Raw genomic sequence first — 18,956 nt, forward strand, 5'->3', positions numbered from 1 at the left:
AAATGTAACAGGCAGCATCCTGTTCAACGGAAAAGGCAATAAATACAGATGTATGCCGCTTGACGAGAACATAATGATCCAGATATCATTGTTTATCAAACGTATTCATGGCACAAATCCTAATCCTGATTCTTTTCTGTTCTTTTCTCCTTCGAAGGGAAAAACAAGCAAACTTTCATCTCGTGCGATACAAAAACGATTGAAACAGCATGCATGTTCTGCTCATGAATCTTGTGACGAGGTACCTTTGGACATGCATTCACATCTGTTCAGACATACAAGAGCCACCAACTGGGTAAAGGAACGCCATCGATTACCAGTTGTATCAAAGTTATTAGGACATGAACATATAGAAACCACAATGCAATACCTTGATATAACTTTGGAAATGATGGACGAGGCTGCTGCTTCTGTGAGAAATCCTGCGACCAACTCGATTCAACAAAACTGGAGCGAAGAAGATATTGATGAACTTTTTGTTTTCTGACAATCATATTTTTTATGCGAACTTCTCATTGCAGATGTCTGCCTTTAACAGATATATTCAACAAGAAGTTCGCATAAAATGGAAGTTCGCATAACACACCTTATGCGAATGTTCTCATAAGGTGTGGGAGGTCGGTAAATGTGAAAGTAGGAGGCAAATGCCTTTCTGTGATTAGCATTTACCTCCTACCCGATTCCATGCTTTTATGGATAGGGAGTATATATGTTTGAGTTGTTATCATGCAGTCATGAAATGCGCGCCATAAAAAAAGTGGGTTACCACATCTGCCAATCCGCTACTTAGGCCCTGAGAAGCCTTCCCTTGAACTGACAGAGTGATACCCACATCGTATGTGTAGTGTACCTATAAAGTGTGCGTGAGGACATGGTGAGTCCTCGCAGCACACCCCGGGATACAGTTATAGCATACCCGTAAGCATTCACTATAGACCTTATCCGTGGGAATATTGAGTTTCTCAGGTTCAAGCAGCCCGGAACAGATCGTTTGTGACGCGTTTCTCAAAATTCATTGTCCGCCACCGATTGTAAGCACATGTCATAGCCTCATGGCAAGCGGATTGTGCAAAGGTAATTGTTTTATCCGAATTGACGAAAGAAAGGTAAGAAAAAAAGTAGGTATTATTCTTTTATCTGATTTTTTGTACTATCTTTGCATAGACATTCTGCAAATGTAGTGACCCTAAACAGATAGTTATGCGAGAAGCTATATATTCCGGAGACATCCGTGCCGTGGTGTTCGATGCCGACGATACATTGTGGGACTGCCAGTCTCACTTCGAGAGTGTGCAGGACCGTTACGGCCGTCTGCTGTCTTCCTACGGTCTTGCTCCTGAGTGTGTAGGCGAAAGCCTGTTTACCACCGAATGCCGCAACATGCCGTTGTTGGGCTTTGGTGTGAAGGCGTTTACTATTTCCCTCATTGAGAATGCGTGTGCAATGACGCATGGCACCATAAGCGGTTCCGACATCAAGGAGATAATAGATATGGGGCGTAGTCTGTTGACATTCGAGGTGCGTCCGTTTGCTGGTATCTGCGACACGTTGTCGTGGTTGTCCCGGATAGATGGTGTCAGGGTTGCGCTGTTCACAAAAGGAGAATTGCTTGACCAGCAGTCGAAACTTGCGCGCTCGGGCTTGAGTGGTTATTTTGATGTTGTCGATATCGTTAGTGACAAGACACCGCAAGCCGTGCTCTCCTTGTGTCAGCGAATGAATGTGGAGCCATGCCGGACGCTCGTTGTCGGCAACTCCTTCAAGAGTGATGTGCTCCCCGCAATTGAGGCTGGAGCAAAGGCGGCATACGTGCCGTCGCAATATCTGTGGCAGTATGAGTCGGCAGAAGAGTTTGAGCATCCTGAAGTGAGGACTTACCGAAGCGTGGCTGAGATATTCGGGATGACTTATTAGCGGGCTATTGGGTGATAGAGAACTCGGGTGCTCGAACATTATCGGAATAATAATAACTAAACAATATATATTATGAGAAAACTAATTACTACATGCTGCCTGTTTCTGTCGGTTATGGCGGCATTGGCACAGGACGAGATGAGCACGTTCCGCACCTGGGCGCTCACGCCGCCTATGGGTTGGAACTCTTGGGACTGTTACTATTCGTCAGTAACCGAGAAGGAAGTGATGCAGAATGCCCGGTATCTTGTCGACAACGGCTTGGCAGAGCGTGGCTGGCAGTATGTGGTCATAGACATCCGCTGGTATTGCAACCATCCCTCGCTTGGTGGCGGACAGTATAACGAAACAGGCACTCAGGGATATGTCCTCGATGATTATGGCCGTTACCTGCCCTCGCCCAGCCGGTTCCCCTCTGCCATGCAGGATGGTGTGAACTGTGGCTTCAAGGCCATCGGCGACAGCCTCCATGCCATGGGACTGAAGTTCGGCATACACATCATGCGAGGCTTGCCTAAGGCCGTTGTCGGCTCTGCGTACAAGCTGAAGGGTGCTGAGCAGACGGAATGGAGCAGTGTATACACCAGTACTGTTCCGGCCTGCACTTGGCTAAAGGATAACCTTACAATCCGTGACAACGAGTATGGACAGCTGTACTACAACAGTATCATGGACCTCTACGCCTCGTGGGGTGTCGACTTCATCAAGGTCGACGACCTCTCGCGTCCGTTCCATGCCGACGAGCTGCGTATGATCAGAAAGGCTATAGACCAGACAGGCCGTCCGATAGTATTGTCGATAAGCCCTGGCAAGACCATGTACCAGTATGCCACCGACTGCCTTGAGAATGCCAATATGTGGCGTATGATGGATGACCTGTGGGACAACTGGAGCCATGTGGATGCCGTCTTCAACGAGGCCAAGGCGTGGGCACCTTACTACCGTCCCGGAAACTATGCTGACTGCGACATGTTGCCGCTGGGACAGATTGCCATGACCATAGGCGACCCGGGATATACCTCAGCGCAGAGTGGCCGTTGGACAAACCTGACTCAGGACGAGCAATACACGCTGATGACGCTCTGGGGAATATGCCACTCGCCACTGTTCTTTGGCGGCGAGATGACGAAGAATGATGACTTCACGCTGTCGCTCCTCACCAATGATGAGTACCTATACATGCACGCTTATGGAGAAAATGCACATGAGGTGATGTGCGATGAGGACCTTGGACAGGTGGCATGGACATCGGAAGACCCTGCTACCAACAACAGGTATCTGGCACTTTTCCAGCGTGACAACAACAGATGGGTGGTTGGAGCCAAGGCACTATATAAATCGGAAACCGTAGCGTATACCACCGACGGTCATGCCGTCGATGTTGATATAGAGTGGCCTGAGGGCAGCAAGACCCTTGTGCTGGTAGTCGATGATGCAGGCGATAACTACAATTACGATCATGCCGACTGGATTAATCCCACGCTGGTGCTCAGAGACGGTACCGAGGTGGACCTCACGGGCACCTATCGCAGCCGTGTGTATACCAACTCCTACTTCAACAGAGTATACGAGAACAAGAATGTTGAAAGTGGAGGAAAGATGAAGGTATTGGGAACGACATATGACCGCGGCTTCTCTACCGATGCCAATGCTGCCATCTTCTTTACCATCCCCGAGGATATGGATGTTGTAAGATTTAAGGCTATGGCAGCCGCTGACGACTCCGGCATCAATCAGACTGGCTCCACAACGAGCATCCGCTTCATGGTCTTCGACAGCAACCCTCTCACTGCCGAGCAGGATGACTATGCCGCCCGGACGGGACTTATCTCAAGGTCTGGGACGAAGAGTGCCACGGTAGATGCCGACATAACAGGTGCCGACCAGCTCCGCATCGTTGTGAGCAACTGGGGAGACGGCTTTGCATACGATAGGGCCGATATCGTCAATCCGGTACTTGTGGATGCCGAAGGCAACGAGACCAAACTGACAACGCTGAAGCCAACGTCGTACACCTCAGAGTGGGGAACGCTGCACACCAATGCCAATGTTGAGGGTGGGCCGCTGAAGATTGAGGGTAAGACCTATTCAAACGGTTTGGGTGCCAACGCGCAATGTACCATCATCTACGACTTGCCTCAAGGGCACAATTTCGTTAGGTTCAAGGCCCTTTGTGGCTACGACTCCAGTTGTGACACCGATAATACATCGTCATCGGGCACGACAATGGAATTCATAATATATGCTGACAGGAGCAACGATGACTTTGCGTTCGACCTTACGCTGTTGGGATATGGCGCAGGAGAGTCTGTGCCTGTATATGATGTATGGGGTGGCGAGTCGCTTGGCACGTTCACTGGTACCATCAATACTACGGTCCGCAGTCATGGTGCCCGTCTGCTGAGGATTGGCAATGAGAAGCCGACTGGTATCCGTCTTCCGCAGACTTCCGCTTCTACGGCAGGAAAGACCACTGCTGACGATGGATGGTATAACTTGCAGGGAGTGAAAACCGACAGCCCTAAAAGTGGTATATATATAAGGAATGGTAAGAAGATTATTAAATAACAATGACACAGGAAAACCCGTATATAATACAGTTCCCCGACCTGATGAGGGGAAAGAAGATAATGTATATCCACGGCTTTGGCTCGTCAGCCCAGTCTGGAACGGTGAAGCGCATCAAGGATGCGCTTCCCAATGCCGTGGTGATAGCCTACGACATGCCGCTGCATCCGGCCGATGCCATGGCTCTGCTGCATGATGTGTGCGAAAGGGAAAAGCCCGACCTCATCATAGGAACCTCTATGGGTGGCATGTATGCCGAGATGCTCTATGGCATCGACCGCATATGCGTGAACCCGGCTTTCCAGATGTTCGAGACGATGAAGGAGCATGGCATGACAGGAAAGCAGCTGTGGCAGAACCCGCGTGCCGATGGTGAGACGGAGTTTATCGTGACAAAGGCTCTTGAGAAGGAATATCGTGACGTGTGCATGAAGTGTTTCGAGCATGCCGCCGAGGACAACGACCATGTATACGGACTGTTTGGCGACAACGACCCTGTAGTGCATACTTTCGGCCTGTTCTGTGAGCATTATACCCAGGCCATGCATTTCCATGGCGAGCACCGCATGGATGACAGCGCCTTCCTGCATGGTGTGGTGCCGGTGATAAGATGGATTAGCGACAAGCAGGAGGGTAGGGAACGCCCGTGCCTGTACATTGCCGCCGACACCCTGAAAGACAGCTTTGGACGTCCTAAGTCGAGCATGGTGAAAACATACGAGCAGCTCATAGAGACCTTTGATGTCAGAATAGTGGCTCCATGTCCTACCAACCGCCATCAGGACATAGAAGCAATGATGACGTGGGCGGAAGAATATCTCTCCACCCCTGCCCATGACCGGGTGATATTCACCAATCAGCCCCAGAATCTCATTGGCGACTACCTCATAAGCGCAGCTCCGTGCGACAACTTCATGGGAACGGTGATAGAGTTTGGCAGTGACACGTTCAAGACATGGGAGGACATAAAGGTGTTCTTCAGCCGGATAGTCAATACTCCGTCTTGACGGTAGACTCACGCCACATCCTGAATGCTTCCTGAGCCTCCTCGGGCAGCAGCGCCTCCATCTGCTTGGAGCGTTCGGCCGGATTTAGTGCCAGCTCCTGGTAGATGAAATCGTCATCAAACCCTATTGCCGCAGCATCCTTGCGGTTGTTGCCATAGAATATTCTGTCGAGGCGTGCCCAATATATGGCGCCAAGGCACATGGGACAGGGCTCGCACGAGGTGTAGATGTCGTAGCCAGAGAGATTGAATGACCCGAGCTTGGCGGCTGCTTTCCTAATGCAGTTCACCTCAGCGTGTGCCGTAGGGTCGTGGTCGATGGTTACGGAATTGGATGCCTCGGCAATGATTTCTCCATCCTTGGATGCTATGACGGCTCCGAAGGGGCCGCCCCCGGAGCGCACGCTGTCCTCGCTCAAGGCGATGGCTCTGCGCATGAGTTGTTCTTTGTCCATGATTTCTGTGTGTTATGTATCCTTTGTTATGGGGACAAAAATAACGAAAATGTGGCAAACAACTCTGAGTCCTTTATAATCTTTAACGTGATTTTTACCACTTAACATCAATGTCTCATAAAACACGACGATATACCACTTCTGACGAGCTATATGGAAGAGTAGTGACGATACTCGACACAGCGTCTTCCGACAAGTCCGCTGCATACCGTATGATGCATGAGGCCCTGCTGCTGGTGTGTCAGGAGGGCACGGTTGGTTGTGGGCAGTCGTTCGGCAACCTGTTCTCGCAGGTAGACTATCTGTGCCGTAAACTGTCTATCCAGCGTGCCGACGCTGTAGCCATGCAGCGTATGCGCCGCAATACCAACCATCCGCCTGAGGCTGCAAATGTTGGCGATGATTGCAGAGCCCTTTCGGTGCTTGTCTCTGCAGTCTTTGGCGATGCCATACCATCATATCTTACTCCGCGCCTGCCGAGAGTATATAGTAACGTGAAGTCTGTCGCGGCTATTGACTATCGCAAGCTCCGTTGTGTTGTTGCCGGAACCGAAGGCTATACCATGACTGCCAAGGCTGATACCGATGGGGAAGGCCTTGTGCTGAAGGTGGATTTCGGCAACGACCAGCAGCAGTATCTTGCCAAGATACTTACCAGCGGCACTCAGGTGAACCTCATCGGTGTGAGGAAGGGTGAGGGAGAGATGTTCACGGCCGACTACATCATTGTTGAGCCCGACTATCTGCTTGACATCAGTACCATAGCCCGTTGTTTTACGGATTATGGGCACAGTCCGCTTGCATATCTTGTCGGACGTATGATGCCCGTTGCCAACAGCCAGGCCATATTGCTGGGAAATTATGCCGGGGCATTGCTTGACGATGCCGTGTGCGGTAATGTTGAGTGTGACTGGAAGACAACGCTCTGGAACAACGTCAGGGAAAAGGCACTTGAGTATGCCTCATGCCGCGACCTCAATGTGAAGGAACAATTCGCTGTAGCGGCAGCACGCCAGGCGAGCAATATAGTGCAGGTGGCCGACCAACTGTTTGGAGACGAGAGCCCGTTTGACCGTGGCAAGGCCATGTTGGAGCCGTCGTTTGTGTGCGAGGCGTTGGGCATACAGGGTAGGGTAGACCTGATGACGAGCGATTTCCGGCTGCTTGTGGAGCAGAAGTCGGGAGCCAACTGGAACATACAAAGACAGACACCGAACAGCTATGGCAGTTTTCAGAAAGAAGACCACTACGTGCAGGTGCTCCTTTACTATGGGGTGCTCAGGCATAACTTCAACCTCCCATCCGACAAGACCGACATACGCCTGCTCTATTCCAAGTATCCGCTACCGGGTGGACTCGTTGTTGTGAGCTTTTACAAGCGGCTGCTCGCTGAGGCACTGAAGTTCCGCAACAGGGCCGTAGCACTCGACTATATGGTGGCAAGACAGGGCTTCCAGACAGTGATGCCACTGCTGAAGACGGCCAATCTCAATGAGAAGGGCATCACTGACAAGCTCTGGACAAACTATGTGAGGCCGCAATTGGAGGGCATCATCTCTCCTGTTACCACCCTGGAGGGGGCCGACAGAGAGTATTTCTGCCGTATGATGACCTTCGTCTTCCGGGAGCAGCTATACAACAAGACTGGAACCTTAGGACAGGGAAACAGCATCGCCGACCTGTGGAACATGCCTCTGGAGGAGAAGGTGGAGACAGGCAACATATTCTGCGGACTGACGCTTGATGGCATGGAACGCTCGGACGAGAGCAGGGGGTATGACAAACTTACACTTGCTGTCCCTGACAGGTTGGACACCTTTATTCCCAATTTCCGGCAGGGCGACATGGTTTATCTCTATGCCTACCGTGGCAAGCCCGATGTGAGGAAGGCCATATTGTTCAAGGGCACACTGGCGGAGATGCGCACGGGCACCATCGTGGTGTGTCTGAACAACGGTCAGCATAACGCCGACAATTTCTGTGTCTGCCCTCCGTCGCCCGACAACACTGGTACAGATAGCGGCACTCCAATAAGATATGCCATAGAGCATTGTGGCAGCGACAGCTCGGCAACGGCAGCCATACGCAGCCTACATAAGTTCGCTGCGACGGCACAGGCAGACCGCGATCTGTTCATGGGACGTCGGGAACCTCGCCGCAACGCCGAAAGATGCCTAACACAATCCTATAATCCGTCTTACGATGATATAGTGCTGAAGGCAAAGCAGGCCAATGACTACTTCCTGCTGGTGGGGCCGCCTGGAACGGGCAAGACGTCAATGGCGCTGAGATTTCTCGTTGCAGAGGAACTCACCTCGTCATGCGCATCCATACTGCTCACGGCATACACCAACAGGGCAGTCGATGAGATATGTGGTATGCTTGCTGACAATGGATACGAATTCCTGCGCATAGGCAATGAGTATACCTGTGACGCGCGCTTCCGCAACCGCCTGCTGTCCAAGAGATTTGCAGGCGGGGAAAATCTGAGCGATATCCGTCACGCCATCTGCGAGGAACGCATTATCGTCGGTACGACCAGCACCCTCGCATCCCGTTCCTACCTGTTTGACATAAAGACGTTCTCGCTCGTCATTGTCGATGAGGCAAGCCAGATATTGGAGCCTGACATTATCGGACTGCTATGCTCTGCACGCAGGCCATGTGATGACGGCAGGCAGCGTGAAATGTCAAGGTTTATACTCATTGGTGACTACAAGCAGTTGCCGGCAGTGGTAAGACAGGATGCCTCGGAGTCGGCTGTGGAGAGTGGGCTGCTCGCTGGAACCGGACTTAGAGATTGCCGGGAGTCGCTTTTCGAGAGGCTGATACGAAACGAACGCCTCCATAAGCGTAGCCACTTCACGGGCACGCTAAGCAAATACGGACGCATGCACCCGGACATTGCACAGTTTCCCAATAACTGTTTCTACCGCAACGAGCACCTGACGCCAGTGCCGCTGCCCCACCAGACTGAACCGTCGCCATCGCCAAGGGTTGTTTTTATTTCATCGGCTGAGGAGTCACCGCAAGGACATCCTGATGCTATGTCGTCGGAGAAAGTGAACGTTGCCGAGGCACGCATCGTTGCCCGTCTGTTGGCTGAGACATGCAAGGAGTATGGCAGTAGCTTCTGTGCGGAGACAACTATTGGAGTTATCGTTCCCTACCGTAACCAGATAGCTATGATACGCCGCGAGGCCGAGACCTATGGCATTCCGCAACTTGCCGATGTGTGCATAGACACCGTAGAGCGATACCAAGGTTCGCAGCGTGATGTAATCATCTATTCCACTACAGTGCGGCATCTCAGCCAGCTTGACTTCCTTACAGCCAACAGCTTCGAGGAGGATGGCAGGATTATAGACCGCAAGCTGAATGTGGCCATCACGCGGGCACGCAAGAAACTGTACATCATCGGTGATGAGCAGATACTGCGGCACGATGCCCTGTACGCCGCGCTTATCGATATGGGCAGTAAGGCCTAAATAAAAATAATCTATTATAAAATAGACAAATTCTGTTTGCATGCTGTCTGAATATGTGATACCTTTGCAATATCAAAAACAATTCATTAACTAAAAACAATAGGAGGTTTAATTATGAGAAGTATCACAACATTCGATTTGCAGTATGCACACAGGTTCTACGGCTTCCAGGGTGAGGCTCAGTATCTTCATGGCCACACAGGTACTCTGACCATTGAGGTTGAGGATAGTGTCAACGAGGGAGTGAACATGGTTTACCCATGTAACGAGATACAGAAGATAGCATGGGATGTTCTGAAGAATTTCGACCACGCACTTGTGCTCAGGGAGGACGACCCACTGTTGCCCGCCGTGCTGGACGTTTACGAGAAGCAGGGCATCAAGGACGGACATCCGCGCAACACCATGAAGGGCGAGGCTTTCAAGACTGAGTTGGCAACAGCCTATCCCGACTGCCGTCTTGTCGTCACCAAGGAGACCATGACCGTAGAGGGAATGATAAAGATTGTCTACGACCTGCTCAAGGACAAGCTTAACATTGCCAAGCTCACATTCACAAGTGGTGTCAATGCCGCATCGGCGGAGTTTGCCGACAGAAAGCAGATTGACAGGTGCCCGCTATGCGGTATCTCCCTTGATGAGAACGGTGTGTGCCCGAAGTGCGGCTACCGCAAGTAAATGCCCTCAGGCACAGCGTCATGGTAAGCCGTAAAAAATGTTCCGCGGCTTAATTATGCCGAAAAATTTGGCCGTTCCGAAAATAATGCCTATCTTTGCAGCAGAGATTGATAGGAGAAACAGGAAACAGAATTCCGACATTGTGAAGAAAATGTCGGAATTCTCGTTTTTGTTATCTCATTATATTAACAAGAAAACCTAAAAACACTTTTCGATTATGGCTTACATGTCACAAGAAGGCTACGACAAACTCGTGGCAGATCTCAAACAACTCGAATCTGTGGAGCGCCCAAAGGCTTCAGCAGCTATAGCGGAAGCGAGAGACAAGGGTGACCTGAGTGAAAATGCGGAATATGATGCAGCACGTGAGGCACAGGCACATCTCGAGGATAAGATTAACAAACTCAAGCTTGCCATAGCAGAGGCAAAAATCGTTGATGTCACAAGGCTTAGTGCAGACGCAGTACAGATTATGTCCAAGGTGGAGATGACTAATCTCGCAACCAAGGCAAAGATGACATATACCATTGTCAGCGAGAGCGAGGCAAACCTCAGAGAGGGAAAAATATCAATTCAGACTCCTATCGCCCAGGGACTGCTCAACAAGAAGGTTGGCGACGAGGTGGAGATAAAAATCCCTCGCGGCACCATCAAGTTGCGCATAGACAACATAACCATAGCTTAGGCTTCTGCAGGCTTAAGACTCTGTGAGGACTTTAGGAATACAGCAATACAACAACACACATATTTTTCTTATTATGACAATTTTCTCAAAGATAGTAGCAGGTGAGATTCCGAGCTACAAATGTGCCGAGAGCGATAAGTTCTATGCGTTCCTCGACATCAGTCCCCTTGCTAAGGGACATACATTGGTAATACCAAAAAGGGAGGTTGACTATATCTTCGACATGGAGGACGACGAGATTGCCGAGTTCCAGGTCTTTGCCAAGCGTGTTGCCGTGGCTCTGAAGAAGGCTTTCCCGTGCCGTAAGGTGGCGCAGGTAGTGTTGGGGCTGGAGGTTCCTCATGCACACATACACCTCATACCCATGCAGAGCGAGGCTGATGTAGACTTCCGCAAAGAGCATCTGAAATTGGAACCAGAGGAGATGAAGGCTATTGCCGAACGCATTCTTGCCGAATTCTAATGTAGCGAACATGGGGGCAAGAAGTCAGCAATGGGAAGATAATTATAATAAGGTGTGGGAGTTTGTGACGGCGAACCATAGGGGACCGTCACGTCACCACATCGAGGAGCACAGGATGCTCAATTGGATGAAGTTCAACAGGCGAAAGCTGAATGCCAATGTCATGGACGATGCCCAAAAGGAGCGTTTCCTGCGCTTGCAGGAGCTCATCCATTCTTTCCACCGTGTCAATCAGTATGAGTGAGCGTCTGCTGTGGCACCATTATGCGCCGTGCGAACTCCCATACTATGATGCCTGCCGTCACTGAGACGTTGAGTGAGTGCTTGGTGCCGAATTGTGGTATCTCTATGCAGCCGTCGCAACTGTCGACGACATTCTGCTGCACTCCCTTCACCTCATTACCGAACACCACGGCATAGCCTGCTGCTGACGGCTCCAGCTCAAGGTTCTGTAATTTTGTAGAACCTTCGGCCTGCTCAATGGCATATACCATCCGACCCTGTGCTTTCAGCTCTCTTACTGCTTCTGACGTATCAGCGAAATACCGCCACGTCACTGAATCCTCACCGCCCAATGCAGTCTTGTGAATTTCTGCGTTGGGCGGTGTTGCTGTAATGCCGCACAGGTATACGGCCTCTATGCGGAAGGCATCGCCCGAGCGGAATACCGAGCCGACATTGTAGAGCGACCTCACGTTGTCGAGCACTACGATGACGGGCAGCTTGTCGGCCTGCCGGAACTCGTCAAGGCTTAGACGCTCCATCTCTATGGTCTTGAGCTTCCTCATGTTTCTGTTTTCTATTGCTGATGGTTGTTGTTGTCGCCCTTGAGCGAGTATGCCAGGGCATACGACTTTATCTGCTTCACCATGGCGAGCAGGCCGTTGGAACGGGTGGGGGAGAGATGGTCTTTCAGCCCTATGGCCTCTATGAAGTAGAGGTCGGCATGCAGAATCTCGTCTGGCGTGTGCCCGCTCAGCACCCTTATGAGCAGCGCAATGATGCCCTTTACTATAAGGGCGTCGCTCTCTGCCGTGAATACGAGCTTGCCGTCGGTGCAGTCGCATTGCAGCCATACGCGGCTCTGGCATCCGTCTATGAGGTTCTGCTCGGTTTTGTATTTCTCGTCGAGAGCACCAAGCTCGTTGCCCAGGTCTATAAGCATCTGGTATTTGTCCATCCAGTCGTCGAAGTCAGCAAACTCGCTGATTACTTCGTCTTGTATCTCGTTTATTGTCATAGTCGTTATCAGTTGTTTTCAACTTTTTCTATTCGGAACAGCTTGTCGTTGGGGCGTACCTTTTCCGGCACGGGTATAGACACCCGCTGCCTTTGCAGCGCGCGTTCTACAGGCTTCAGGTCGTAGCGTATCTCATCGGCTGTCAGCCATAGGGCTCCTGTGGCATTGCCCGTGATGAGGAGCTTGTCGCCCAGCCCGAACTCTGATGCCTCTACGGCCACCTCGGCCACGCCGAGCTTGGAGAAATACTTTATCACCTTGCCGACGAGAACCTTGCGCTCGGTGGCGTTCGAGCCGTAGTGGCGGTTCCACTCGCCAAGCGTCTGCCCCTGGTAGTAACCGTCCCAGAAGCCGCGGTTGAACACTGTTGCGAGCCTCTGGTCCCACTCGTCCTTGCGCTCCTCGGTGAAGGTGCCGTTGATGACGCTGCTCACGGCCTCCTTGTAGCAGCTCACCACAGTATGTACGTATTCCGGTCCGCGTGCCCTGCCTTCTATCTTGAACACCCTCACTCCTGCCTTCATCATCCGGTCCATGAAGCGTATGGTCTTCAGGTCTTTCGGGCTCATTATATATTTGTTGTCTATTTCCAGCTGGTTGCCAGTCTCGTTATCCGTGACGGTATACGAGCGACGGCATATCTGCACGCATTGTCCGCGGTTGGCACTCCGGTTGGCGTCGTGCAGGCTCATGTAGCACTTGCCGCTCACGGCCATGCACAATGCCCCATGGCAGAACATCTCTATGCGCACCAGCTGCCCGCTCGGTCCGCATACGTGCTGCTGTTCTATTTGGCGGTATATCTCTGCCACCTGCTCCATGTTCAGCTCGCGTGCCAGCACTACCACATCGGCAAACTGGGCATAGAACTTCAGTGCCTCTATGTTCGAGATGTTCAGCTGAGTCGACAGGTGTACCTCCACGCCCCGCTGACGGCAGTAGGTCATCACGGCCACGTCTGAGGCTATAACGGCACTGATGCCGGCCTCTGCAGCGGCGTCCACAATCTGGTGCATGGTGTCGATGTCCTCACCATATATTATTGTGTTGACGGTGAGGTAGGTCTTTATGCCGTGCTCCGAGCAGATGGAGGCTATCTCCCTGAGGTCATCGATGGTGAAATGGTTGGCCGAATGGGAGCGCATGTTGAGCTGCCCAATGCCGAAGTATACTGAGTCGGCACCGGCGTTGATGGCGGCAGCCAGCGACTCACGGGAGCCTACTGGAGCCATTATCTCGAAATCGGATGGTTGTGCGTTCATGGGTGCAAAGTTAGACATATTTTTCGTAATATCATCCCTCTTTCCAAAGTTTTTGGACATTGCTGCTCCTGCATGACCGTACTTCATGCCTTGTACTTGTTTCATAACGTTTTTTTTCGTAACTTTGCGCTGTATGAAGAAGATGGCTTTCTTGCTCATGGCGGCTGTGCTGCTGATGGGCGGCTGCGGTGCCGGCGGCGATGATCGGCACGATATTGAGGACGACGGTTACCGGATGGTGTGCAAGGTGAGGACAACGACCGTGCGCGACCAGGGTGACAGCGAGCTGTGCTGGGTCTACGCCATGCTCTCCACCATAGAGAGCGAGCGGCTTGCCATGGGCGACTCCGTGAGCCTGTCGGCCGACTATCTGGCCCGTATGCTCATTGCAGACAAGGGACGCCGGTGCCAGCTAAGCGGCAAGATGCCGGGCATGAGGGGCATGGCGCAGACGGCTGTTACGATGATGATGAGATATGGCATGATGCCCCATGGCTCATATCACGCCCGCGAGGGCATGAGCTACAGGGCACTGAAACGGAAGGTGGCGGTAATGGCACGCCAGAGAACTACATTCCGCAAGTTCGACACCATGCTTGGGGACTTGCTCGACCGTGAGATTGGGTATTTACCAAGGGCTGTCTATATGCTTGGTGCGGAATATACTCCTGTGGAGTTTGCACACAGTGTTTGCCTGCCTGATGACTGGATGGCGGTGACCAGCTTCACTCATCATCCCTACGGTGAGCGTTTCGTTCTGGAGACTCCCGACAACGTGCTGGCCGACAGCTTTCTGAATGTAAGGCTCGACACTATGATGGCCTGGATAGAGCGGAGCCTCATGCAGGGGCACCCTGTGTGTTGGGAGGGTGACATCAGCGAACCGGGATTCAGTATGGACAAGGGTACGGCTGTACTGGAGGGAATGACGCCACGCATAGATAGCAGGATGCGGCAGCTGGCATTCGAGAGAAGGGAGACTACCGACGACCACTGCATGGAGTTGATAGGCATAGCCACCGATGCCAGGGGTAGGAAATTCTTTGTTGCCCAAAACTCATGGGGCATCGCTGGCCGCTATGGTGGTTATATACTGATGAGCGACAGCTATATGCGCTTGAAAACCATTGCCGTGATGATTAAGGCTGGCACATAGGAACGCACCGCTGTTCCGAACCCTCACGCCCACTCCCTCGCCGTGACAACTGAAATAAAAAGGGAGGTTTTTCTTTGATATTTCCTTTGTTTGCACTACCTTTGCAAAAAATACCAATACATTACAGACAACAATGGGAAAGATTATACTCACAGGCGACAGGCCAACAGGCAAGCTCCATCTGGGACACTACGTTGGCAGCCTCCGCCGTCGCGTACAGTTGCAGAATGCCGGCGATTTCGACAAGATGTTCGTCTTTATGGCCGATGTGCAGGCTCTCACCGATAATGCCGACAATCCGGAGAAGATTAGGCAGAACATCATTGAGGTGGCTCTCGACTACCTCGCAGCAGGCCTCGACCCAGAGAAATGTACTCTGTTCATACAAAGTCAGATTCCTGAGCTCGCTGAGCTGACAACATACCTCATGAACCTCATCACGGTGAGTCGCGTGCAGCGCAACCCAACTGTTAAGACAGAGATAAAGATGCGCAACTTCGAGGCTAACATTCCGCTCGGCTTCTTTTGCTACCCTGTGTCGCAGGCTGCCGACATAACGCTCTTCAAGGCTACCACCGTGCCTGCCGGCGAGGACCAGGAGCCGATGCTGGAGGTGACAAGGGAGCTTGTGCGCCGCTTCAACCAGACTTACGCCCCTATACTCGTTGAGCCGGAGATTATGCTGCCCGAATGTGCTACGGCACGAAGGCTGCCGGGTACGGACGGAAAGGAGAAGATGAGCAAGAGCCTCGGCAACTGCATATACCTCAGTGACTCGGAGAAAGACGTATGGAAGAAAGTCAAGAAGATGTCCAACGGTGAGCCGAGAATGAGCATGGATGAGCCCGGACACCTGGAGGGCAACGCTGTGTTCACTTACATGGAGGCGTTCTGCTGTGATGAGGACTTCGCCAACTACTGGCCGGAGTTCAAGAACCTCGACGAGCTGAAGGCGCAGTATGTGCAGGGGGGTATCGGCGACGGAACATGCAAGAAGTTCCTCAATACGGTACTCAACAACATGCTTGAGCCTATGAGGCAAAGAAGGCACGAGCTGGAGAAGGATATTCCCGAAATATACAATATCCTGCGCAAGGGCACGGAGAAGGCCAGGGAGACAGCGGCACAGACCATGGACGAGGTGAGGAAGGCCATGCAAATAGACTATTTCAACGATGCCGAGCTGATAAGGCAGCAGGCTGAGAGGTTCAGAGGAGAGTGAGCTGCTGATGACCGACCGTGCAACGAAACTCGTGATACTCGACTTCGACGGTACCATCGCCGACACACAGTCGCTTATCACGACAACAATGATGCAGACCATAGAGGCTCTCGGACTGGAAAGCCGCACGAGGGAGGAATGTGCGCGCATGATAGGACTGCCACTGAAAGAAACCTTCACAAGGCTCATTCCCATGAGCGATGAGATGGGTGACATGTGCGAGGCCACATACCGCAGGCTGTTCGACTGCAACAACACCGAGGGTGCCGTAACCTTATATCCAAAGGTTAGGGAAACGATAGAACATCTGCATGACGAAGGCATAGCAGTGAGCATAGCAAGCAGCCGCGAGCGCAAGTCGCTCGACAGGTATGTGGACGTATTCGGTCTGAGACCATTCATTGACCTCGTGATTGGTGCAGACAATGTCTGTCACGCAAAGCCGCATCCGGAACCTGTCCTGCTCACTCTGCGCCACTTTGGTGTGGACGCATCGGAAACACTCGTCGTGGGCGACACGGCATACGACATCGAGATGGGAAAGCGTGCGGGATGCCGCACCTGTGGAGTGAGCTACGGCAATGGCAGCGTAGAGGAACTGCAAAACGCTGGTGCCGACTACATTATCGAACGGTTCGATATGTTGGAAGTATAAACAGAATAACCTAAGCGTGCCCGGCACCTTTCAGTCAGAAAGAGTCCGGGCACGTTCTGTTTGATACATTTCACCCCAAAACCAGTTTTTTGGAGTTAGCAGATATATCCTGAGAGGCTGCTGTGCCCCGTATGGTGAGTCGTTCCACCCTTTTCTCTTATCCAGAAAAGTCAGACGATTTCTGCAGCCAGTTTTGAACATCTCAGACGCAAAGCTTTGCATCCGCCCACGCAAAGCTTTGCTTGAAAACCACCTTGCTTCATTCTTTGCCTCGACCATGACGAGTGGCGCACTTTTTTGTTCGCCACACCACAGGAGCGAAAGAGAATGGCATTAACCAAACTAAACAAAACCTATCTGCTTGGAGCAACGAGAGAAATGGTATGGATTCCATACGAGGCTCAAAACATAATCAAAATCATCGGCGAGGCATGAAGACAGTTATTGTCAAATCATTTGCCGATGACTATGATTGCGACCATCTGCAATCCGATGAAGACATAAACCCACCTTAAAAGCAGAGCAAAATGAGGCAAAGGAAGTTTTAGGCCTCTCTGCAAATTCGTTATAAAAGCATAAAAAGAAAGCCTTTATCACGGTTCTTCCGAGAATTGTTAATATCTTTGCATTGAACTTAAATAAAATTACGATGGACGATTTGAATCGATTAAAGGTTGTGCTGGTTGAACAGAAGAAAACTGGCAAGTGGCTTGCAGAGCAACTTGGTGTTAGCACTACAACCACAAGCCGATGGTGTTCCAATGCATCACAGCCAGATCTTCAAACATTAAACAAAATTGCGAAAGTTCTTAATGTTAACATGAAGGACTTGCTGACAGATAACAAAATAGAATAAAGGCGAATCGCATAACGTCTAAGAAATGACGCAAGAAAATAAAGACATACAGCCACAGGCTGAACCACATATCGTGAAGTCGCATGACATTCACATTGACAATGACTATGCAGACTGGATAGCGGACATTAAGAGTCGCTATCGTTCCGCACAGGTGAAGGCAGCTGTCAAGGTAAATGCTGAGAAACTTTTGTTCAACTGGCAACTTGGTCGTGACTTGGTACAGAAAAAAGCCGAAGAACGCTGGGGAGCAGGAGTTGTAGAACAGGTAAGCTTAGATTTGAATCGTGAGTTTCCTAACAGTACAAACTTTTCTGTGCGCAATTTGTGGTATATGAAACAGTGGTATCTGTTCTATGCCGAGAATATGGAAAAACTGAAACAGCTTGTTTCAGTAATGTTGCCAGAAGATGACTACGATAACAAAATCAAACAAATAACAGATGAAGAAAAACTGAAACAGTCTGTTTCAGAATTTCCTTTGCCTTTTGCTTGCGTGCCATGGGGACACCATGTTCGTATAGTCCAACATTCGGAAACAATTGAAGAAGCCTTGTTCTATGTGGGGTACACTATTCGAGAAGGAATTAGTCGTGACATATTGACGCGAGTAATGAAAGATGATATTTACAAAAAGCAAGGTACTGTTCCCAACAATTTTTCGCAACACTTGACACCACAACTGGCACAACTGGCACGGTATGTGGTAAAGGAAAACTACGATTTTGGCTTTGCAACAGTAGATCACGAAACCTACAACGAAAGCGAATTGGAGAAGGCTCTTCACGATAACATTACAGCACTGCTGCTAGAAATGGGCAATGGTTTTGCTTTCATCGGCAAACAGAAAGAAATAATTGTTGGCGGAAGAACAAGAAGAATCGACTTGCTTTTCTACCATATTCGACTACGCTGCTACATTGTATGCGAACTGAAGGCAAGAGCGTTCGAACCAGAGTTTGCTGGCAAGTTAAACTACTATGTAAACGCTGTTGACGAAGTTTTGAAACAACCCGATGACAATCCGACTATAGGTCTTTTGGTATGCACGAATATGAACAGGGCTGATGTCCAATGGTCATTCAAAGGTATCAGCACTCCAATGGGGGTAGCAACGTACAACAACATCAGAATCAAAGATGCCCTCCCAAGCCAAGAACAATTGGCTGAGCGTGTGCGCCTCTTGCAAAAGGAGTTGCAGGAGACCAAACGTTTGATGAGCAAGGTAGGTAATGCTGAAAACTCACAAAGTTGAAAGAATGCTTTTTAACATTGAGAGAATCAAAATGAAGTTGAATCACATAACGT

At 50.8% G+C, this 18,956-nt stretch carries 18 protein-coding genes; 14 read left to right on the forward strand and 4 right to left on the reverse strand.

The genetic code is table 11. From position 1 onward, the window contains the following. From CIL02_RS07100 to CIL02_RS07115, 4 genes are all read left to right on the forward strand, one after another. Nucleotides 1-487: tyrosine-type recombinase/integrase (locus CIL02_RS07100; RefSeq protein ID WP_170935039.1), on the forward strand; the 487-nt coding region annotated here is incomplete at its 5' end. Between the two features lie 713 nt (nucleotides 488-1,200). Continuing rightward, complete coding sequence (locus CIL02_RS07105) at nucleotides 1,201-1,914, forward strand: HAD family hydrolase (protein ID WP_094400346.1); 714 nt, start codon at nucleotides 1,201-1,203, stop codon at nucleotides 1,912-1,914. Between the two features lie 72 nt (nucleotides 1,915-1,986). Further along, a complete protein-coding gene (locus tag CIL02_RS07110) occupies nucleotides 1,987-4,482 on the forward strand; it encodes an NPCBM/NEW2 domain-containing protein (RefSeq protein WP_094400348.1) in 2,496 nt (831 codons plus the stop codon). A gap of 2 nt (nucleotides 4,483-4,484) precedes the next feature. After that, on the forward strand, nucleotides 4,485-5,489 hold the full coding sequence (locus CIL02_RS07115) for a YqiA/YcfP family alpha/beta fold hydrolase (protein WP_094400350.1): 1,005 nt from the start codon (nucleotides 4,485-4,487) through the stop codon (nucleotides 5,487-5,489). Here CIL02_RS07115 and CIL02_RS07120 read toward each other — a convergent pair. Further along, on the reverse strand, nucleotides 5,473-5,943 hold the full coding sequence (locus tag CIL02_RS07120; protein WP_094400352.1) for a nucleoside deaminase: 471 nt from the start codon (nucleotides 5,941-5,943) through the stop codon (nucleotides 5,473-5,475). The genes CIL02_RS07115 and CIL02_RS07120 overlap by 17 nt on opposite strands. Before the next feature lie 110 nt (nucleotides 5,944-6,053). Here CIL02_RS07120 and CIL02_RS07125 point away from each other — a divergent pair, with 110 nt between their 5' ends. From CIL02_RS07125 to CIL02_RS07145, 5 genes are all read left to right on the forward strand, one after another. After that, nucleotides 6,054-9,431, forward strand: a complete 3,378-nt coding sequence (locus CIL02_RS07125; protein WP_094400353.1) for an ATP-binding protein — start codon at nucleotides 6,054-6,056, stop codon at nucleotides 9,429-9,431. 114 nt (nucleotides 9,432-9,545) lie between these two features. Beyond that, nucleotides 9,546-10,109 carry a 6-carboxytetrahydropterin synthase gene (locus CIL02_RS07130; protein WP_094400354.1) on the forward strand — a complete coding sequence of 188 codons (564 nt, stop codon included), beginning with the start codon at nucleotides 9,546-9,548 and terminating at the stop codon, nucleotides 10,107-10,109. Between the two features lie 217 nt (nucleotides 10,110-10,326). Next, the gene (greA, locus tag CIL02_RS07135) at nucleotides 10,327-10,794 is read left to right on the forward strand and encodes a transcription elongation factor GreA (RefSeq protein WP_094400356.1); all 468 of its coding nucleotides are present in this window, start codon (nucleotides 10,327-10,329) and stop codon (nucleotides 10,792-10,794) included. Nucleotides 10,795-10,867: 73 nt separating this feature from the next. Continuing rightward, entirely contained in the window at nucleotides 10,868-11,257 is a 390-nt protein-coding gene (locus CIL02_RS07140) for an HIT family protein (protein ID WP_094400358.1), read from the forward strand. Between the two features lie 10 nt (nucleotides 11,258-11,267). Then, nucleotides 11,268-11,501, forward strand: coding sequence for a hypothetical protein (locus CIL02_RS07145; protein WP_094400360.1), 234 nt, complete (start codon nucleotides 11,268-11,270; stop codon nucleotides 11,499-11,501). Here CIL02_RS07145 and CIL02_RS07150 read toward each other — a convergent pair. Genes CIL02_RS07150 through CIL02_RS07160 form a run of 3 tightly spaced genes read right to left on the reverse strand, consistent with a single transcriptional unit; the run spans nucleotide 11,485 to nucleotide 13,759 of the window. Next, nucleotides 11,485-12,045, reverse strand: a complete 561-nt coding sequence (locus CIL02_RS07150) for an RNA methyltransferase (protein ID WP_094400362.1) — start codon at nucleotides 12,043-12,045, stop codon at nucleotides 11,485-11,487. The two genes, CIL02_RS07145 and CIL02_RS07150, sit on opposite strands and share 17 nt — an antisense overlap. An 11-nt stretch (nucleotides 12,046-12,056) precedes the next feature. After that, complete coding sequence (locus tag CIL02_RS07155; protein WP_094400364.1) at nucleotides 12,057-12,497, reverse strand: SufE family protein; 441 nt, start codon at nucleotides 12,495-12,497, stop codon at nucleotides 12,057-12,059. Between the two features lie 8 nt (nucleotides 12,498-12,505). Next, complete coding sequence (locus CIL02_RS07160) at nucleotides 12,506-13,759, reverse strand: peptidase U32 family protein (protein WP_094400486.1); 1,254 nt, start codon at nucleotides 13,757-13,759, stop codon at nucleotides 12,506-12,508. A gap of 133 nt (nucleotides 13,760-13,892) precedes the next feature. Here CIL02_RS07160 and CIL02_RS07165 point away from each other — a divergent pair, with 133 nt between their 5' ends. The 5 genes from CIL02_RS07165 (at nucleotide 13,893) to CIL02_RS07190 (ending at nucleotide 18,903) form a co-directional block, all read left to right on the forward strand. Next, a complete protein-coding gene (locus CIL02_RS07165; RefSeq protein ID WP_094400366.1) occupies nucleotides 13,893-14,915 on the forward strand; it encodes a C1 family peptidase in 1,023 nt (340 codons plus the stop codon). A gap of 133 nt (nucleotides 14,916-15,048) precedes the next feature. Continuing rightward, on the forward strand, nucleotides 15,049-16,137 hold the full coding sequence (trpS, locus tag CIL02_RS07170) for a tryptophan--tRNA ligase (RefSeq protein WP_094400368.1): 1,089 nt from the start codon (nucleotides 15,049-15,051) through the stop codon (nucleotides 16,135-16,137). A gap of 7 nt (nucleotides 16,138-16,144) precedes the next feature. After that, the gene (locus CIL02_RS07175) at nucleotides 16,145-16,792 is read left to right on the forward strand and encodes an HAD family hydrolase (protein ID WP_094400370.1); all 648 of its coding nucleotides are present in this window, start codon (nucleotides 16,145-16,147) and stop codon (nucleotides 16,790-16,792) included. Between the two features lie 649 nt (nucleotides 16,793-17,441). Further along, nucleotides 17,442-17,648, forward strand: coding sequence for a helix-turn-helix transcriptional regulator (locus tag CIL02_RS07185; RefSeq protein ID WP_094400374.1), 207 nt, complete (start codon nucleotides 17,442-17,444; stop codon nucleotides 17,646-17,648). A gap of 25 nt (nucleotides 17,649-17,673) precedes the next feature. Further along, nucleotides 17,674-18,903, forward strand: a complete 1,230-nt coding sequence (locus CIL02_RS07190; protein ID WP_094400376.1) for a YhcG family protein — start codon at nucleotides 17,674-17,676, stop codon at nucleotides 18,901-18,903. Nucleotides 18,904-18,956 lie beyond the last annotated feature (53 nt).

Origin of the sequence: Prevotella sp. P3-122 (genome assembly GCF_002251365.1) — a bacterium.
Classification (GTDB): Bacteria; Bacteroidota; Bacteroidia; order Bacteroidales; family Bacteroidaceae; genus Prevotella.

What these genes read in the sequence shown, in the direction of transcription:
- CIL02_RS07110 (WP_094400348.1), top strand. Translation starts at nt 1,987, where the DNA reads ATGAGAAAACTAATTACTACATGCTGCCTGTTTCTGTCGGTTATGGCG.
- CIL02_RS07190 (WP_094400376.1), top strand. Translation starts at nt 17,674, where the DNA reads ATGACGCAAGAAAATAAAGACATACAGCCACAGGCTGAACCACATATC.
- CIL02_RS07160 (WP_094400486.1), bottom strand. Translation starts at nt 13,759, where the DNA reads ATGAACGCACAACCATCCGATTTCGAGATAATGGCTCCAGTAGGCTCC.
- CIL02_RS07145 (WP_094400360.1), top strand. Translation starts at nt 11,268, where the DNA reads ATGGGGGCAAGAAGTCAGCAATGGGAAGATAATTATAATAAGGTGTGG.
- CIL02_RS07130 (WP_094400354.1), top strand. Translation starts at nt 9,546, where the DNA reads ATGAGAAGTATCACAACATTCGATTTGCAGTATGCACACAGGTTCTAC.
- CIL02_RS07125 (WP_094400353.1), top strand. Translation starts at nt 6,054, where the DNA reads ATGTCTCATAAAACACGACGATATACCACTTCTGACGAGCTATATGGA.
- CIL02_RS07105 (WP_094400346.1), top strand. Translation starts at nt 1,201, where the DNA reads ATGCGAGAAGCTATATATTCCGGAGACATCCGTGCCGTGGTGTTCGAT.
- CIL02_RS07165 (WP_094400366.1), top strand. Translation starts at nt 13,893, where the DNA reads ATGAAGAAGATGGCTTTCTTGCTCATGGCGGCTGTGCTGCTGATGGGC.
- CIL02_RS07150 (WP_094400362.1), bottom strand. Translation starts at nt 12,045, where the DNA reads ATGAGGAAGCTCAAGACCATAGAGATGGAGCGTCTAAGCCTTGACGAG.
- CIL02_RS07115 (WP_094400350.1), top strand. Translation starts at nt 4,485, where the DNA reads ATGACACAGGAAAACCCGTATATAATACAGTTCCCCGACCTGATGAGG.
- CIL02_RS07155 (WP_094400364.1), bottom strand. Translation starts at nt 12,497, where the DNA reads ATGACAATAAACGAGATACAAGACGAAGTAATCAGCGAGTTTGCTGAC.
- CIL02_RS07140 (WP_094400358.1), top strand. Translation starts at nt 10,868, where the DNA reads ATGACAATTTTCTCAAAGATAGTAGCAGGTGAGATTCCGAGCTACAAA.
- CIL02_RS07185 (WP_094400374.1), top strand. Translation starts at nt 17,442, where the DNA reads ATGGACGATTTGAATCGATTAAAGGTTGTGCTGGTTGAACAGAAGAAA.
- CIL02_RS07120 (WP_094400352.1), bottom strand. Translation starts at nt 5,943, where the DNA reads ATGGACAAAGAACAACTCATGCGCAGAGCCATCGCCTTGAGCGAGGAC.
- trpS (WP_094400368.1), top strand. Translation starts at nt 15,049, where the DNA reads ATGGGAAAGATTATACTCACAGGCGACAGGCCAACAGGCAAGCTCCAT.
- greA (WP_094400356.1), top strand. Translation starts at nt 10,327, where the DNA reads ATGGCTTACATGTCACAAGAAGGCTACGACAAACTCGTGGCAGATCTC.
- CIL02_RS07175 (WP_094400370.1), top strand. Translation starts at nt 16,145, where the DNA reads ATGACCGACCGTGCAACGAAACTCGTGATACTCGACTTCGACGGTACC.